The 18,069-nt window shown below is 34.9% G+C and carries 13 protein-coding genes and 1 pseudogene; all 14 read right to left on the reverse strand.

All coding sequences use genetic code 11. The features are described 5' to 3' along the window. Positions 1-5: 5 nt before the first annotated feature. Positions 6-1,130 carry a molybdopterin cofactor-binding domain-containing protein gene (locus RDK80_RS10495; RefSeq protein WP_308524268.1) on the reverse strand — a complete coding sequence of 375 codons (1,125 nt, stop codon included), beginning with the start codon at positions 1,128-1,130 and terminating at the stop codon, positions 6-8. Continuing rightward, positions 1,113-2,297 (reverse strand): annotated as a pseudogene (locus tag RDK80_RS10500) (xanthine dehydrogenase family protein molybdopterin-binding subunit); the annotation flags it as partial. The gene RDK80_RS10495 and the pseudogene RDK80_RS10500, both read right to left, overlap by 18 nt. Positions 2,298-2,718: 421 nt before the next feature. Further along, positions 2,719-5,022, reverse strand: coding sequence for a molybdopterin cofactor-binding domain-containing protein (locus RDK80_RS10505; RefSeq protein WP_308524254.1), 2,304 nt, complete (start codon positions 5,020-5,022; stop codon positions 2,719-2,721). A gap of 1 nt (position 5,023) precedes the next feature. Beyond that, entirely contained in the window at positions 5,024-5,806 is a 783-nt protein-coding gene (locus tag RDK80_RS10510; protein WP_308524255.1) for an FAD binding domain-containing protein, read from the reverse strand. A gap of 17 nt (positions 5,807-5,823) precedes the next feature. Further along, positions 5,824-6,279, reverse strand: coding sequence for a 2Fe-2S iron-sulfur cluster-binding protein (locus RDK80_RS10515; RefSeq protein ID WP_308524256.1), 456 nt, complete (start codon positions 6,277-6,279; stop codon positions 5,824-5,826). A 36-nt stretch (positions 6,280-6,315) separates the two neighbouring features. Continuing rightward, positions 6,316-7,230 (reverse strand): solute carrier family 23 protein, encoded by a 915-nt coding sequence (locus RDK80_RS10520; RefSeq protein ID WP_308524257.1) that lies wholly within the window; start codon positions 7,228-7,230, stop codon positions 6,316-6,318. A gap of 193 nt (positions 7,231-7,423) precedes the next feature. Then, positions 7,424-8,779 (reverse strand): uracil-xanthine permease family protein, encoded by a 1,356-nt coding sequence (locus tag RDK80_RS10525; protein ID WP_094903207.1) that lies wholly within the window; start codon positions 8,777-8,779, stop codon positions 7,424-7,426. A gap of 177 nt (positions 8,780-8,956) precedes the next feature. Further along, positions 8,957-9,631, reverse strand: coding sequence for a flavodoxin family protein (locus tag RDK80_RS10530; RefSeq protein WP_308524258.1), 675 nt, complete (start codon positions 9,629-9,631; stop codon positions 8,957-8,959). A 3-nt stretch (positions 9,632-9,634) separates the two neighbouring features. Continuing rightward, positions 9,635-11,863 (reverse strand): molybdopterin cofactor-binding domain-containing protein, encoded by a 2,229-nt coding sequence (locus RDK80_RS10535; RefSeq protein WP_308524259.1) that lies wholly within the window; start codon positions 11,861-11,863, stop codon positions 9,635-9,637. 2 nt (positions 11,864-11,865) lie between these two features. Further along, positions 11,866-12,336, reverse strand: a complete 471-nt coding sequence (locus RDK80_RS10540; RefSeq protein WP_094903201.1) for a (2Fe-2S)-binding protein — start codon at positions 12,334-12,336, stop codon at positions 11,866-11,868. A 135-nt stretch (positions 12,337-12,471) separates the two neighbouring features. Next, complete coding sequence (locus RDK80_RS10545; RefSeq protein ID WP_308524260.1) at positions 12,472-13,830, reverse strand: solute carrier family 23 protein; 1,359 nt, start codon at positions 13,828-13,830, stop codon at positions 12,472-12,474. A 211-nt stretch (positions 13,831-14,041) separates the two neighbouring features. After that, positions 14,042-15,448 carry an amidohydrolase gene (locus RDK80_RS10550; protein ID WP_308524261.1) on the reverse strand — a complete coding sequence of 469 codons (1,407 nt, stop codon included), beginning with the start codon at positions 15,446-15,448 and terminating at the stop codon, positions 14,042-14,044. Between the two features lie 55 nt (positions 15,449-15,503). Beyond that, positions 15,504-16,697, reverse strand: a complete 1,194-nt coding sequence (locus tag RDK80_RS10555; RefSeq protein WP_308524262.1) for a YgeY family selenium metabolism-linked hydrolase — start codon at positions 16,695-16,697, stop codon at positions 15,504-15,506. 29 nt (positions 16,698-16,726) lie between these two features. Then, the gene (gene dpaL / locus RDK80_RS10560; protein WP_308524263.1) at positions 16,727-17,938 is read right to left on the reverse strand and encodes a diaminopropionate ammonia-lyase; all 1,212 of its coding nucleotides are present in this window, start codon (positions 17,936-17,938) and stop codon (positions 16,727-16,729) included. Between the last annotated feature and the right edge of the window lie 131 nt (positions 17,939-18,069).

Below are 18,069 nucleotides of genomic sequence, written 5' to 3' on the forward strand. Positions count from 1 at the left end.
TCCTCCTAGCTATTTTGGTTTCTTAATTCTTTTATACCATTATAAACTTTTTCAGAAGTTATAGGCAGATATCTTATATACACGCCTACAGCATTATAAATAGCATTGGCTATTGCTGGTGGTGGCGTGTGTACTGCAGATTCCGCAATGGATTTGGCACCAAAAGGACCTGTTGGCTCATAATCTGATTGGAATTCTACAGTTATATTCCCTACATCTTTTTTAGCAGGAACATTATATTGAAGGAAGCTGTCTGTTATTAATTTTCCTTCACTAGTATATTTAACATCCTCGAACATTGCCAAGCCTATACCTTGAGTCAATCCGCCTTCTAGCTGAATCTTTGCTAAAGCTGGATTAATTACTGTTCCACAGTCTGCTACTACTACATAATTAACAAGTTCCACTTCTCCTGTAAATGTATCTACCTCTACCTCTGCAAATCCTGCTAGAAAGGGTTTCGGGGTATATTTACTTCCATAGGTAGCATCTGCCATTAAAACCTCTGCATCATGACCTACTACAGCTTCTTCACCTATTGTTCTTAGAAGTATAAACATACTTTCATCTTCTCTATGTCTTACTCTGTCCTTTTCAAGAACCAAGTCTATACTGGGCATATTAAGCTTTTTAGATGCCTTGTCTATTATCTTTAATTTCAATTTTTCTGCTGCTCTAACTACTGCATTTCCAGTTACATAAGTAGTAGATGAAGCATATGCTCCAGTATCATAAGGACAAGCATCAGTATCTCCGACATGAATATTTACTCCATCCATATCCGTATTTAAGGCATGGGCTGCTATTTGACAAAGTATGGTATCTGAGCCCGTACCTAAATCTGAAGAAGCAGTGAATAGTCTGTATGTTCCATCTTCTTCTAATCTCATCAGTACAGAAGCAGCATCTATTTCCGAAATCCCTGAGCTATGAATAGCTGTAGCCATACCTATTCCCCTAACCTTGTTAGGTGATACTTCTTTTCTAGGATACTTTTCATCCCATCCTATTAGTTCTTTTCCTCTTTCTATACATTTCTCTATATTGAAACTCTTAATAGATTGGGGAATAATTCCTCCTACAGCACCTTTTCTTATGGTATTTTTTAGTTTAAGTCCTATAGGATCCATTCCCAGTTCGATTGCTAGCTCATTTATAGCTGAATCCATAGCAAAGCTTCCTTGAGTTGCACCATATCCTCTTAAAGCTCCTGATGCTACCATATTTGTATAAACAGTTTTTCCCTCAAATTTTATGGCAGGTACTTTGGCATATAAAGGCAACGAATTTTGTCCTACCTCCATGGTTACAGCTGGCCCATTGGACCCATATGCTCCTGTATTATTTAAAGCTTTCATATGAATAGCTTTTATATTTCCTTCTTTATCAGAACCTATTTTCACACTTACTTTTATGGGATGACGAACACTGGTTGAACTAAAAGTTTCTTTTCTGCTTAATATTAATTTGCATGGTCTTCCTGTTTTTAATGCGGCAAAGGCTACAAAAGGTTCTGTGATGGCTACATTCTTTCCGCCAAAGCCTCCTCCTATTCTAGGTTTTATAACTCTAACCTTTGATATGGGAAGACCTATTGCTCTGGCTGCTTGTCTTCTCATATGATAAACAGATTGGTTTGCTGATATAATAGTTACTCTGCCTCTTTCATCGAGATAAGAATAAGCTCTAAGGGTTTCCATCATACAATGAGATTGTGCCTGTGTTTGATAAGTTCTTTCTATTATAACTTCACAATCTTTAAATTCTTCCTCCACATCTCCATGTCCATAATTAAATTGGGATACTATATTTCTCGTATTATCATATCCAAAGTCAAAGGGGGAAATGATACTATTATCTTCATGGATTCTAATCCTGCTATTTTCAGATTTTTCTGGGTCTAATAAGGGTTCAAATACTTCATATTCTACCTTTATTAATTTCTTTGCTTTTTCAGCCGCTTTTTCATCCTCTGCAACTATTATAGCCACTTCATCTCCTACATATCTTACGACTTCTTCTAGAATTAATCTGTCATAAGGAGAAGCCTATGGTAATGATTCACCACATTCTGAATATCTTGTTTGCGGTACATCTTTATAAGTATATATATCTACTACTCCCGGTACTTTTTTGGCAATATCTACATTTATATTTTTTATCTTAGCAAACGCATAGGGGCTTCTCAAAAGTTTTATTGTTAAAACATCTTTATGGAAAATCAGATCATCTGTATAAACAGGCTTTCCACTTAGAAGTGCTTCACTATCTGTCTTTCTTATTCCTTTACCTATCATTATAATCACCCATCTTATTATAATTTCTATTCTTAAATATAATGAAAGGATTATAATATAAACCCTATATTTAAAAATAGTTAAGTTCTAGTTGCACTCTGACACTTATTTCAAGTACAAGATTCGGACTGCATTAAAATGTACTTTTTCGATGAAACAATTGTCCTCTCAAACACATAATTAGATTTTTCTTTCATAATGATATCTCCTTTCAGTTTTATGATATAGATTTTATCTATATACATACTAAACCTACGAGTCCTTCGAATACAAAGAACCCCCAGCCTATCATTCAATAAAGTCTAATAATACCTATTTGTTCAACTTATACAGATTAATAAAATTAATCTGTGTTTCTTGGCTATTGACCAATACTTACTTATCAGGGTTTGCTAACCATCGTAAAATTTTTTAGATAAACCTATATCAACTCTTGTTTTACAATACTTTCCTTTTCCTTCATTGCTTTATAAACCTTCTCAGGTGTTATTGGTAAATCTCTTACTTGTACTCCTACTGCATTATAAATGGCATTAGCTATTGCAGGTGAAGGAGTGTGAGTTACTATTTCCCCAAGAGACTTTGCACCAAAAGGTCCCGTTGGTTCATATTGAGGCTGAAATTCTACTTTTATATTTCCTATGTCTTTTCTAACAGGAACATTATAGTTCATAAAGCTATTAGTAACAAGTTTTCCTGTGTCGGAATGAATTACCTCTTCAAACATTGCCATGCCTATACCTTGCGTTAATCCACCTTCAGCTTGAACTCTTGCTAATGCAGGATTTATAACAGTTCCACAGTCAATAACTGCTACATAATCCAGAACTTTTACTTCACCTGTAGTCTTATCAACTTCAACTTCAACAAAGCCCGCCATTATAGGTCTTGGACTTTCAGTTATACCTGAGCTTGCATTAGCCATTAAAATAGGATAATTCGATCCTGCTTGAGAGTCTTCCCCTAATGTTTTTAATGTTACAAATATATCTTCATTTCCTCTTAGACAAACTCTGTGTTCTTTTAGTTCCAAGGTAACAGCGGGTATGTTTAACTTTTTCTCTGCTGCCTTTAAAATTAAGATTTCCATTTCCTTTGCTGCTCTAATAACAGCATTGCCTGAGACATATGTTGTAGAAGAAGCAAATGCTCCTGAGTCATAAGGGCATGCATCAGTATCTCCTGCATATATTTGTATATTATCTACATTTGTATTTAATGCTTCTGCCGCAATCTGGGATAATATTGTGTCTGACCCTGTTCCCGTATCGCCTGAGCTAGTTAACATCATATAAGTCCCATCTTCAACTAGTCTAATACTGACTCCCGACTTATCTATACCAGCCACTCCAGAAATATGTGTACCCAAAGCCATACCTATACCTCTGACTTTATTATTTCCAGTTTCCCTCCTTGGAAATTTTTCATTCCAGCATATCAGCTCTTTTCCTCTTTCTATGCAAGCTTCTATATTAAAACTTCTAATAGTATTATTAATTATTCCTCCAACTTCCCCAGCACGAATAGAGTTTTTAAGTTTTATTTCTGTAGGATTCATATTAAGGGCTGCTGACAGTTCATTTACTGCTGAGTCTAAAGCAAAGGTTCCTTGAGTCGCACCATAGCCTCTCAATGCACCTCCCGGCTGCAAATTAGTATATACTGTTTTACCAATATATTTAATTGCAGGAACTTTATTGTAGATTGGCAGCGAATTTTGTCCTGCCTCCATTGTAATTATAACTGAATCTCCACCATAGGCACCTGCATTATTTAGGGCATGCATTTCAATAGCCCTAATATTTCCATTCTTATCTGCTCCTATTTTCACATCGAATATAATCGGATGTCTAGTATTGGTTGCAATAAATGTTTCATTTCTTGTATATATAAATTTACAGGGTCTTCCTGTTTTCCATGTAACAAAGGCTGCAAATGGTTCTACTAGTGCTATTTTCTTTCCCCCAAACCCTCCTCCTACTCTAGGTTTTATAAGTCTCAACTTTGATGCAGGAATGCCTATAGCTCTACAAACCTGTCTTCTCATATGATATGGGGTCTGAGTCGGAGAAATGATTACTATCCTTCCATTAGCATCAATATAGGAATAAGCTCTATGGGTCTCTAGCATACAATGCGATTGAGCTTGAGTACTGTATGTTTTCTCTATTATTACATCACAGCTTTTAAACTCCTCATCAACATCACCCTTGCAAAGACTAAATTCAGAAACTATATTTTTCAGATGATCATGCCCATAGGGGAAAGAACAGAAAATATCTTCCTCAGGGTGTATTATAGAACTATGACCCTCGGATTTCCTTGGATCTAATATAGGTTCTAAAACCTCATAATCAACCTTTATTAATTTTAATGCCTTCTCAGCAGCCTTCTCAGTTTCAGCTGCGATTATGGCAACCTCATCTCCTACATATCTAAGCAATGGTTCTAATAAGCATCTATCATAAGGCGATGCCTCCATATAGGACTCACAGCACTCTGTGAATCTATTGTAAGGAACATCTTTATAAGTATATACATCTATAACACCTTTTACCTTTTTTGCATTTCCCACATCTATACTTTTAATTCTTGCAAAGGCATATGGACTTCTCAAAGCCTTCAGTGTTAATACATCTTTATGAAAAATCATATCTTCCATATATACTGGTTTACCACTTAATAAAGATTCACTATCTTTTTTCCTTACACTCTTATTTATCAAATTAAGCACCTACCTTACAGTACATTCTGCTCACTAAGGCTTTGCTCATATCTTCTCTGTATTCTTTACTTCCTCTAACATTAGTTCCAAAATGCAGTTCTTCAGGTATGATATCTACAACTGTTTCAATATTTTCACCATCTTCTAATGCTTTTGCAGCCTTTACAGCTAATTTAGCTCTTTGAGGTCTTGAACCAATGGCTATCTTATATTGACCATCTTCTCCCCTAAATATTGCTCCGTTTATAATCGGAAAATCTCCAGTTGATTTCCTGATGCAGTCATATACTGCCATGCCTTTCTTTTTTGGTAGTATTACTTCTACTAATATATCTCTTTCAAAGTCCTTTTCTAAAAATTCCTCTAAATCCATTATTCCACCTTTATAAAGCCTTACCTTTGCATCTAAAACCAATAGGGATGGTAATAAATCGGAAAACCCATATCTAGAAAATACGCTTGCTCCAACCTTAGCCATATTTCTAAACTGTACTCCTACAATATTTGAAACACCTTCACTAATTGCTCCGCCGCAGTAGTTTCTAATTATCTCATTAATTTCTAAAGTTCTTAATGATGTTTCAGCTCCAATTAATATCTCATCTGTAGTTTCTGTAATATAATCTAAAGACAAATTACATAAATCTATAGCCTTATTTACAGCCCTCGAGCCCATCTTAATAAATCCAAAACCACCTAGAATTAAGTTTGTCTTCCCAGACATTAAAATTTTATATGCTTCTTCTAAACTTGCAGGTGCCACATATTCCTTTATGGTAATCATTTTCTCTCCCCCTCTCCCTACTTACTTTTGAATTCCAAATACTTATTTATAGCTCTAATTTGTCCTTTATATCCTGTACATCTACAAAGATTACCATTTAGATAATGATATATTTCCTCTTCGCTAGGTTTATTTAATTCTTTACTCATTGCAAGAACTGTCATTATAAATCCAGGTGCACAATATCCGCATTGGTCCGCTCCTTCATCTGCAAGAAAATCTGCAAATTCCTTGGCCTCTTTCTGCACTCCTTCTAATGTTGTTATATTTTTATTTGCTGCTCTTACAGTAAGATAAGTACAAGACAATACTACTTGATTATCAACCCATACTGCACATAATCCACAGGAGCTTGTATCACAGCCTCTCTGTACGCTTAAATAACCATTGGCTCTTAATGTATCTAATAAAACTTCGTCTGGACTAACATCTAGTGCTAACTTCCTGCCATTTACTGTTATTGTTATATTCATACATTCTCACCTCTATATATTAGATATAAAATCATTCTAAGATAAAACCTCTATACTCTTTTTGCTACTTTTATCCCTTACTTCAATTGCATCTTCCTTTTCCTTAGGGAATATAAGATTTAATATAACTGCAATAGTTGTAGCTAATACTACGCTAGATTGACCAAATAATAGCTTAAATGTTTCCGGAAACATAGCTATAGACTCTTTAGCATTGACTACACCAAGCCCAAAAGCTAATGGTTTTGGAAAGGCAAACCAAGCTGCCTCAGCTATTGGTGAAAAGTCTATCATATTAAACCCAAAGGCAACAATATAGCCTGCCAACATGCCTACTAATATGGCAGAATCCTTAAGTAAGCCTTTACCCCACTGTTGTAAGAACAATACAATAACTACAACAGTCATACCTACAATCCAATTTTGATATGATCCATAGGTGGCCGAACTAGCTCCTCCAGCTATATTGTTTATGGCTAAGCTAAACACAGAAAGTCCTAAAGACAATACTACTGTTCCAGTTACCACTGGTGGAAAATATTTTCTAACCTTCTTAAAGACTACACCAAAAATAATTGATATTAATCCTGCTACTATTTGAGCTCCAAATATTGTGGCCATACCATGTTGTCCTGCCACTGCAATACAAGTTGGCATAAAAACATAAGTTAATCCTAACATAACTGGTAATTTTGATCCTATTCTATATTCCTTTCCTAATGAAATCGGATACTCTTGCAATAGTGTTCCTATTGCAGCTCCTATCATAGCACATTGTATTAATAGTGTTGTATGAAAATGATCTAATCCTGCAGCCTGTGAAACGAGCATCATAGGTACTAGATTTGGAACAAACATTGCTATAACATGTTGCAGTCCTAATGGAAATGCCTCCCTTAATGGTAGAATTCCATCCAAGTGAAATTTTGACGTATTACTCCTGTCTCTCATAAAATTTCCTCCTCCGTTTATTAGTTTATAACTCATTTTGGAAATCTAAATTATATTAAATTTTATGAAACGATTTAAGTAAACCTTTAAATGTATCTAATAAATTTTAGCATCTAATGCCAACTTTCTGCATTTACTGTTATTGTTATATTCATTTATCCTGACCTCTGTATCGAGCAGACTTCTAACATAATTAATTGGCATCCATTTGTATTCTCTCATTTTCTTCATCTTGTAATGTTTTGTTCGGTAATATAATATTTAGTATAAATGCAACCATTGTAGCTATTACTATAGGTGATTTGCCAAATATCATTGATATAATTTCAGGGAACTGATCTAAACATTGAGGCACTGTAGTAACTCCCATTCCCATAGCTAAAGCAAGTCCAACTATAGTAACATTTCTTGCAGTAAGTTCTTCTTGGATTATTAATTTAAATCCAGTCATAGTTATCATTCCAAATATACTTACTGTTGCTCCACCAAGTACAGATGTAGGAATGGTTGTCATTAATGCACCAAATTTTGGTACAAAACCTGCTAATAGCATAAATATACCTGCAATACCGATTACAAACCTACTGATAACTTTATTCATAGCTAATAATCCGACATTTTGACTATATGAAGATGGGGGTAATCCTCCAATCAATACACCTGCTGCTGTGACTATTCCACTACCTACAATTCCTCTTGATAATTCATCCTCAGTAATCTTCCTATTCATTCCCCCCATAGTAGTTGCTGACAAATCTCCTATGGTTTGCAACGCATTTACTAATGCCAGGACTAACATACTGACTATGGCTGGAGTATGAAATGACATTGAAAAATTATTTATTTTTGGTATAGAAATAAATGCTGCCTCTGCAATAGGAGCAAAATTAACCTTATTAAGGGCTAAAGATGCAATGTATCCTGCAGCAATTCCTACTATCATTGAAGCTGATTTTAAATATCCCTTTCCAAATTGACTGCAAATAATTACTACAACTAATGTCAATAAAGCTATAGCCCAATTAGATGGTGAGCCATAATCTGGAGCGTTAATTCCGCCAGCCATATAATTTATGGCTATAGGATATAATGATAAACCAATTGTGGTAACTACCGTTCCTGTTACAAGAGGTGGAAAATATTTTATATATTTTCTAATCGTTATACCTATTAATATAGTAAAAATACCTCCTACTAATTGTGCTCCAAAAATGCCTGATAAGCCATATTCTGAGCCTATTGCCGTTAGTGTAGGTACATAAGTAAATCCAACACCAAATATAATTGGTAATCTAGAGCCTAGATTTCCAATAGGATAAATTTGCAATAGTGTTGCCAGTCCAGCAACTATTAGAGCTGCCTGAACAAGTAATGTTTTTTCTTGAGGACTTGCACCTGTTACTCCTGCAATAATTATTGGCACAGTCACTGTTCCAACTATCATTGCTAAAATATGCTGTAATGATAAAGGCAATGCTTTGGTAATAGGTGGCACTCCATTGATATCGAAAGGTGAAATGCTTTTGCTTTTGTTTCTCTTTTTCAACATAAATGTCCCTCCATAGATTATATTTTATCTCATTACCTATCGGTCTTTCTCTTTAGTGATTTAAAATATTGTTGTTTATGGATTTCGCATTTTATTCAGTCTGTATTTTTAACTTACCTCTTTTTCTAAAATTATTCTAATGTCACAAAATCATTGATATATCGAAACTTTTTTTGATTAATGATCTCTTAATGGTGATTTATCATCAGCTATAAGACCTAATGTTTCTTTTTGTGAGTTCCATGCTTCTAGTCCATGTTTAGAAACCATTACTGCCTCAGCCACACCTTTACCTAATCTTTTTATGGTATCCATTCCAACTGTATCTTCTTCCGCTCCTTGAGCCTTTGCATCTTTACTCCAGATAGTTCCTCCGATATAGCATCCACCTAAACCACCTGTCACGAGCATTTCATGCATTAGATAGAAGTTTATTATTGGGAGTTTAGCCATTTCTTGCCCCCCATATCTAGTTCCCCCTGTAGTAATAGCTGCTCCTACTTTATTTTGCAGTTTTCCAGCATGTACCAAATAAATCGGACGGAGTCTATTGAATATTGCTGTTAGCTGAGCTGTTATATTCATATCATATACTGGGGAGCCTATGATAAAAGCATCTGCCTCCAAAATTTTAGATTCTAATTCTTGTAAATCATCTTTTATAATACACATAGTCTTATTTCTAATACAAGCATCACAATGAACACAAGGTCCTATCTTTTTACCTCTTACACTCCAATACTCGGTTTCAATTTCTGTTACTGTTTCCTTAGCAGCCCTTAGTGCCTCTTGAACTGCATATTCAGTGGCTCCATGTCTCGGACTTCCACTAATTCCTAATATCTTAATCATAAGCTATACACCTCTCTTGATTTTTATAGGCAATTGATTTATATCAATATTAAGAGCATCAGCCACTGCATTACAGATCGCAGGTGCTACTGGGACTACTGCACATTCTCCAATACTCTTTGCTCCATATGGACCCTTTTCTTCTAATTCTTCTATAAAAAATGTTGTAATTTTTGGCATATCTGTAGCTCTAAACATCTTATAAGTGAAGAAATTGTTATTCAATGGTTTTCCTTTTTCGTCAAATACATAACCTTCGCTTAATGCATATCCTAATCCCATTTGAATACCACCTTCAAGTTGTCCTTCTAGAGACATAGGGTTTATCACTCTGCCTACATCATGTACTGCTACAAAATCTATAACCTTTATCTCTCTTGTTTCCTTATTAACTAAAACTTCTGCAAAGTGGGCTCCATAGGATGTAAGTCCTGCTGGAGATGCATAATCTTCTATTACAGTAAGTTCTTTATTCTTTACTCTTTGGCTATTTACTGCAATATCAGATAATGACACTTTTTTTTCTGGATTAGACTTGCTTACAACAAATCCATCTATAAGCTCTAATTCTTCCTCAACTTCGAGTAATTCCATAGCATCAGATATTATCAGCTGTTTAAGCTTCTCTGCAGTTTTTTTAGCAGCAGCACCTTCTACAAATACACCTCTGCTGGCATAATCACCTAAGTTCCAAGCACAAGCATCTGTATCTGTTTCAAAGGTTTCTACTTTATCAGGAGTTATACCAAGAACTTCTGCAATCATTTGAGTTTGCATTGTAACAGTTCCGTTCCCCATGTCATGGGTTCCTGTAATGAGAGTTAATGTTCCATCTTCATTCAATTTTAAAATTAAAGTTATAACATCTCTATGAGCTCCAAATACTCCGTTTCCATGGGCTCCTATGGCCATACCTATACCTTTGACCCAGTTGTCCTCTGCACCTATTGCTTTTTTCTTTTCATCCCATTTAAATAGTTCTCTTCCTTTTTCAATACAATCTAATACTCTTGGATTTCCCAAAGGTGAATTAAATCTTTGATCTACTCCACTTGGTTCAACAGCATTTCTCTTTTGTAATTCTACTAAATCAATATTTAATTCCCTTGATATTTTCCCTAATTGAGTTTGCTGTGCCATAAATACCTGCGGAGAACCATATCCCCTCATAGCTCCTGCCGTAATAGTATTTGTATATACAGGAATCCCCCTAAATCTCATATTAGGTATCTTATATACCTTATATATCTTATGGCTAAGGGCACCCATAACATTTAATGCACTAGATGCGTAAGCTCCTGTATTGGTATACATTTTAATGTCTTGGGCTAATATAGTTCCATCTTCTTCTACTCCTGTTTTTATATAAACTACTGCACTATGACGAGCTCTCGTAGATATAATGGTTTCAGTTCTATCTAACACAAGTTTTACAGGTCGCCTTGTCATCTTAGACAATATTGCTGCCACTGGCTCTATAGTCATTTCAAGCTTGCCACCAAATGCTCCGCCTATGGTTGGTCTTATTACTCTTACCTTATGTAATGGAATATTCATTATTTGAGACAAAAGTATTCTAAATGCAAAGGTGTTTTGAGTCGGTGCCCATAGTGTAAGTTTATCTGTATAATCATATTGAGCTATGGCTACATGAGTTTCTATTGCTCCATGATGTATTGGGGGTACTTCATATCTATCTTCAAATATTCTGTCACATTCTTTAAAAGCCTTATCTACATCACCAGCATCAGCTCTCATCTCTATCACTTTATTTCCGCCAGAGTGAATATGAATTGCTTCTTCTTTTATAGCTTCCTCTACATCAAGTATTACTGGCAATTCTTCATATTCAACTTTTATTAGTTTTATGGCTTCCTTAGCTGCCTTTTCAGTTTCTGCTGCTACTGCCGCTACCCTATCTCCTACAAATCTTACTGTTTGTGGAAATACTACCTCTGTATTTGGTATATCATGCTCATAAAATCTTAAGGCACTATTATATTTAGTTTGAGGAGTGTTAAAGCAAGTAGCTATTGCTCTCACTCCGGGAACCTTTAATGCTTCAGATATATCTATACTCTTTATATTAGCGTGGGCTACTGGACTTAAAAGCATTTTTCCATATAGCATATTAGGGAGTTTCATATCACCAACATACTTAAGTTGACCTGTTACCTTTAGATTAGCATCCTTAACAGGATAAGAATTACCTATTATCTTTTCTTTACTCATATTCATTCACCCCCTAATTTCTTAGCGGATAATTTTACTGCTTTAATAATTTTTACATATCCTGTGCAACGACAAAGATTATCCTTAAAAGCTTCTCTTATTTCTTCCTCAGTTGGAGAACTGTTTTTATTCAATAAATCCTGAGTTGTTATAATCATCCCTGGAGTACAATAACCACATTGTACAGCTCCCGCTTCTATAAAAGCTTCTTGTATAGGGTGCAGTTTCCCATCTGATGATGCAAATCCTTCTATAGTATATATCTTTTTATTTTCTACATTTTTAGCTAAGGTACTACAGGATTTAAAGGCTTTTCCATCGATTAAAACTTTACAAGCACCGCAGTTATTGGAGTTACATCCTCGTTTTGCTCCTGTTAAATCTAACTTTTCACGTAATACATTTATCAAGGTTTCATTTGGTTCTATTTCTAATTCATATAAAAAATTATTTATATCTAATTTTACTAACACACACGTAACCTCCTTAAAGCCTACTCCATTTAGAGACAATATATAAAATTTGATTTCTTTTATTTCTGTTAACCAATCTTCCACTTACTGATTTTATTCTTTTAATATATACTGTTCCGCATATGTCTCTCTTCTTTATGGCTGTAGCTCTGCAGACTTATCTGAATCTTCACATTCAACTTTAGATTTTATATTAAAAACCATTTGCAAAATAAATGCTATTATTGCTCCCAATACTACTGATGAATCTCCTATTAAAGTTTGAACCATAGCTGGAAAGCTGCTAAGAATACCAGGTACAGATGTTAATCCTATACTAGTAGCTATAGCTACACCAGCTATTATTTTATTGTCATTTGTAAGATCAATTGATAATATTCCTACACCAGCCATTGCTATTTGAGAAAATATTACAAGGGTAGCTCCTCCTATTACTGCAGAAGGAATAGTAGTGATTAATGCTCCTAATTTTGGTGATACACCTGCTAAAATCAATACTATAGTTCCAATTGCTACAACGAATCTACTTACAACTTTATTCATGGCTATTATAGCAGCGTTTTGACTAAACGCCCCAACGGGAATAGAACTAAATAAGGATGATATAACAGAACCTATACCTATCCCTATTACTCCTGATGATAGCTCCTCGTCTGTTACTTCTCTGCCTAAGCCTCCTATGGTTGCTACTGTATAGGCCCCCATTATATCAGCTATGGCAATTATATAAATCAATATGAAAGTTATAATTACATCTGGTCTAAACTCTACTCCAAAAGCTAATGGCTGAGGTAATGCAAACCAAGCAGCACCACTAACCGCTGTAAAGTCTACCATATTAAAAGTCAATGTAATTATATATCCTACTAAAATGCCTACTAAAATTGCTATATCTTTTAATAATCCTTTTCCGAATTTCATTAACATTACTATAATGACGGCTACAATAATCCCTACTAAAAAGTTAATAGGATCACCAAAGGTTGCTGAACCTTGTCCGCCTGCTAAGTTCTTAACAGCTGTAGGAAATAGTCCAAGTCCCATACAAGTAACTACAGTTCCTGATACTACCGGTGTAAAAAATCTTCTAAACTTCTTTGAAACTACTCCGAAAAATATCATTGCTATAGCACCTATGATTTGTGCACCAACTAAAGCTGCTATTCCATGCTGCCCTACAACTGATAGACAAGCGCCTAGAAATACATAATTCGCTCCCATTATAACCGGTAACCTTGAACCTGTTTTATATCCCCCAAACAGAGGAATCGGATATAATTGAATAAGAGTTGCAATGCCTGCGACTAGCATAGAACCCTGAATTAACATAGTTGCCATAGAACCTGAAAGCCCTACAATACCTGCAATTAATATTGCCGGAACCATATTTCCAACTATCATTGCCAAGAGATGCTGCAATCCTAAAGGTACTGCTTCTCTTAGGGATGGAATTCCGTCAATATCAAACTTTGATGTATTACTTCTGTCTCTCATAAAATTTTCCCCCTCATAATCTTTGTAAGTTTTAGTGTTCTTATATATTTTAAATTACTTTAAAATAAATCTTAGGGTAGAACAGAGAAAGGTATCTTTCCCTATTTTAACTTTTACCTTATGAAACGATTTAAGTAACTCTCTAATCACGCTTTTATTATCTATATTAAATATTGAAGTTTAGGTATTAAGATACTTTCATTCTTTCTAATTAATATAAGCTGTTCCACTTATGTCCAGGGCCTTTATTTGTTATATGACCTCTTTCACATAGGTTGTCTGCTATTTCTTGTACTTTCCTAAGAACTGCCTTTTCATCCCCAACTGTTAATATCTTACTATCTTCCATAATGATATTTCCGTCCACTATTACTCCCTCAATATTTTGCATTGATGAAGAATAAACCAATGTAGATACAGGATTATGAAGGGGTATTGCCTTTGGATTTAATAAAGGATTGAATATTAATAAATCCGCTTTTTTACCTACTTCCAAAGAACCTATCTCGTTTTCCATTCCTATAGCTCTTGCACCGTCTATAGTAGCTAATTCAAGTACCTTTTCTGCCGATATTGCCACTGGGTCTAAGTTAGCTACTTTATGTTGAAGTGCCGTAAGCTTCATAAGTTCAATCATATCTTGAGAGTTATTACTAGCTGCTCCGTCAACTCCCAAACTTACAGTTATACCCTTTTTTAACATCTGAGGCACTGGTGCTACCCCTGATGATAGATACATATTACTGGCAGTATTATGTGAAACCTTCATATCATATTTTTTAGTAAGCTCCATATCTTCTTCAGTTAAATATACGCAATGTACCATCACTACATTTGGTCCAACTATTCCCAATTCCTCTAACAATTCAATATCAACTTTCCCATGTAATTCTTCAGTTGCTTCTCTGTCAAAAGGTGTTTCTGAAATGTGAACTGTAAAATGAGAATTATACTCGTTAGTTACTTTCCATAACATTTGAAGCATTTCCTTTGTATTTGACCACATAGCAGCAGGTGCTACCCATATTTTAATTCTTCCGTTTTCCGAATTATGATGCTCTTCAAATAATCTTCTTACATCTTTTTCTACAGTTTCTACATCCTGCATTATTTCTGTAGGAACACCGAATTGAGTACCTGTATTCATGCATCCTCTGCCAAGAATTCCTCTTATACCTAGTTCTTTAAATGCATCTATTATTCCGTCACAAAGATTTTCTCTGTTATGGGGATACATATAATCTACCATAGTAGTGATTCCACTACGCAATCCTTCTATACACCCTTGCATTGCTGCATAGTATGTATCCTCCCTTGTTATGAACTTTGCTGCTGGAAATGTCATTGTAGCTAACCAATCCTTTAAAACCATGTCGTCTCCCAGACCTTTGAGTAAAGTTTGGAATAGGTGATTGTGAGTATTTATAAATCCTGGGAAAATAACCTTACCTTCCGCATCTATTACCTTTTTAGCATCGCTATATTCTTTTAAAATATCCTTTGTATTTCCTACTGCGGCGATTTTATCATCTTTTATAGCTATTGCTCCGTCGAAGAATACTTCTCTTTCCTTATTAACAGTTACTATGGCGGCGTTTTTTATCAATATATCCATCATTATATATTCCTCCTATATTCTAGCTTTTTAACTATTCGGTAGACACATAAATCTTTTACTTGCCAAATACAGATTTCAATATCCCATAATATCCTCTAGCACCCTTTTCCAATTGATCAATCTCTATATATTCATCGATTGTATGAGCTAAGTTTTCCTGAGATGGTCCAAATCCAATTGTTTTTATTCCCTTTTCTCCTGCATAATGGCTGCCATTGGTACAGAAAGAATAATGAGTAATTTTTGAATCGATTCCCGCTTCCTTCAGTCCTTTGTATGCTGCTTGAATGAATTCATCATCCTCATCAAATAACCAACCAGGGAAGAACCTTTCTCCTGTTATTGTTTCTCCTGTATAACAAACTTCTGCTCCTACTGCATAGGAAACCTTTGCATTCAATTCAGAGTCTTCTTTCATCATTTCATCTAGCAGCTTTTGAATCGGAGCTAATACTGACTCTTTAGTCTCTCCCACTAATAATCTTCTATCAAAAGTAGCCTTACAATATTCTGGTACTACTGATGCTCCAGGATATGGAGATGATTTAATATCTGTAAGTACAAGTATTCCTTCTCCCAATTCTTTGTGGACTGTTGGTTTAAGTCCCTGAATTTTGTCTATTATCTTTGCCATTTTATATACTGAATTAATACCTTTCTCTGGATTAGCTGAATGTGCTGGTTTACCAAATACTTCTATTATGATTTCAGCTCTGCCTCTTTGCCCAATCTTTAAATTCAATTCTGAGGATTCCCCTATAACTACATAATCTGGACTTATAGCATCACTTATCTTCCTTGCAGCTACTCCTTCAAATATTTCTTCATGAACAACACCAGCAATATAAATGTCTCCATTAAAATCTTTTCCAGTATCTTCTGCAAAATAAGCTGCGGCAGCCATCATGGCACTAACCTGTCCCTTCATATCAGAAGCTCCACGACCATATATTCTTCCTTCTGAAATTTCTCCAGAAAATGGTGCAAATGTCCATTTTAATTCATCTGTTACTGGAACAGTATCTATATGCCCGTCAAAGAGAATAGCTTTCCCTTTACCATTTCCATTGCCCTTGATATGTCCTATTACATTTCCATAACTGTCGATATAGCATTCATCATATCCTAATTCCTGAAAGTTTTTCTTTATTGCTTCTGCTACCTTTTCTTCCTGCCCTGAAACACTAGGGCATCTTATTAGTTCTTGACATATTTTTATTAACTTTTCCTTTCTTGCTTGGCTTATCATTTTTTCCTCCTTAATTTATTTAATTTTTATTACCTTGTGCATTCTCCAAACCATACAACACTTCTATATTTATCAGGATCTGTATCTCCTTCAGTACTGAACAATAAGACTCTAGAATCTTTATTAAGATTTAATCTTTCTCTTAATTGTTTATAATCATCATTTTTCATAATTTCTACCAATAATCCAGTAGTTACTGCACCAGATTCTCCCGATATTATATAAGGGTCTTCTTTCAATGGATTACCTAATATTCTCATTCCATTGGCTGCCACCCAATCAGGACATGATACAAACATTGAACTATGATTTTTAAGTATTTCCCATCCTATTGTATTGGCCTCTCCACAAGCTAGACCTGCCATTATGGTTTGTAAATCACCACCAACAGCTACAGCATTTCCATCTCCTGCTGCTGCTGATTTATAAAGACAATCTGCAATATTGGCTTCTACTATAGTTGTGATTGGACAACGATCTTCGTAAATATTTGCAAACACACCTTGAACTCCTGCAGCTAAAGATCCCACTCCTGCTTGTATAAATATATGGGTAGGTCTAGTCACTCCCAGTTCCTCTAATTGCTCTACTGCTTCTAATGCCATGGTTCCATATCCTTGCATAATCCATGTAGGAATATCCTCATATCCATCCCATGCTGTATCCTGAACTACTACTCCGTTGTTTTCTTCGGCATATTTAGCAGCTAATCTTACACAGTCATCATAGTTCATATCTTCTACACTAACAGCAGCGCCTTCTTTTTGAATATTCTCAACCCTAGCACCAGATGATCCCTTTGGCATATATACTACTGATTTTTGCTTTAATTGATTTGCTGTCCATGCTACACCTCTGCCATGATTTCCATCAGTAGCAGTTACAAATATCATATCACCTAAAGCCTCTTTTATCTCTTGGGATATTAAATTTCTATATCCCAACTCTGATATGTCTTTTCCAAGTTTTTTAGCCATATACTGTGCCATGGCAAAAGAACCTCCAAGAACCTTAAATGCATTTAATCCAAATCGATATGATTCATCCTTTAAATAAATTCCTCCAAGTCCTATATCCTTTGCTAATTCCTCAAGGTTTTGTAATGGTGTTTTGGAATATTGACTAAAACTTTCATGAAAAGTTCTTGCTTTTTCAATTCCTTCTTTATTTAAAATTTTAATACATCCCTTTATATCAGTCTTTGGAAGCATATTCTCCTTCCACTTTATAACTTGACTCATATGATTCTATCTCCCTTCAAAATTATATTTTCTGTCATATTTATAATTTGCAACTTTTATGCCATTTTGTATTTATTATAGAGTGCAAATAATCATTTTTTATATATAACCTCTTAAATTACACACTTTGA

The organism is uncultured Tissierella sp., assembly GCF_902479755.1.
GTDB classification, from domain to species: Bacteria; Bacillota; Clostridia; order Tissierellales; family Tissierellaceae; genus Tissierella; species Tissierella carlieri.

Bases quoted from the DNA above. Each gene is read 5' to 3' on its own strand.
- RDK80_RS10495 (WP_308524268.1), bottom strand. From the start codon at position 1,130: ATGGATCCTATAGGACTTAAACTAAAAAATACCATAAGAAAAGGTGCT.
- RDK80_RS10510 (WP_308524255.1), bottom strand. From the start codon at position 5,806: ATGATTACCATAAAGGAATATGTGGCACCTGCAAGTTTAGAAGAAGCA.
- RDK80_RS10515 (WP_308524256.1), bottom strand. From the start codon at position 6,279: ATGAATATAACAATAACAGTAAATGGCAGGAAGTTAGCACTAGATGTT.
- RDK80_RS10520 (WP_308524257.1), bottom strand. From the start codon at position 7,230: ATGAGAGACAGGAGTAATACGTCAAAATTTCACTTGGATGGAATTCTA.
- RDK80_RS10525 (WP_094903207.1), bottom strand. From the start codon at position 8,779: ATGTTGAAAAAGAGAAACAAAAGCAAAAGCATTTCACCTTTCGATATC.
- RDK80_RS10530 (WP_308524258.1), bottom strand. From the start codon at position 9,631: ATGATTAAGATATTAGGAATTAGTGGAAGTCCGAGACATGGAGCCACT.
- RDK80_RS10535 (WP_308524259.1), bottom strand. From the start codon at position 11,863: ATGAGTAAAGAAAAGATAATAGGTAATTCTTATCCTGTTAAGGATGCT.
- RDK80_RS10545 (WP_308524260.1), bottom strand. From the start codon at position 13,830: ATGAGAGACAGAAGTAATACATCAAAGTTTGATATTGACGGAATTCCA.
- RDK80_RS10550 (WP_308524261.1), bottom strand. From the start codon at position 15,448: ATGATGGATATATTGATAAAAAACGCCGCCATAGTAACTGTTAATAAG.
- RDK80_RS10555 (WP_308524262.1), bottom strand. From the start codon at position 16,697: ATGATAAGCCAAGCAAGAAAGGAAAAGTTAATAAAAATATGTCAAGAA.
- dpaL (WP_308524263.1), bottom strand. From the start codon at position 17,938: ATGAGTCAAGTTATAAAGTGGAAGGAGAATATGCTTCCAAAGACTGAT.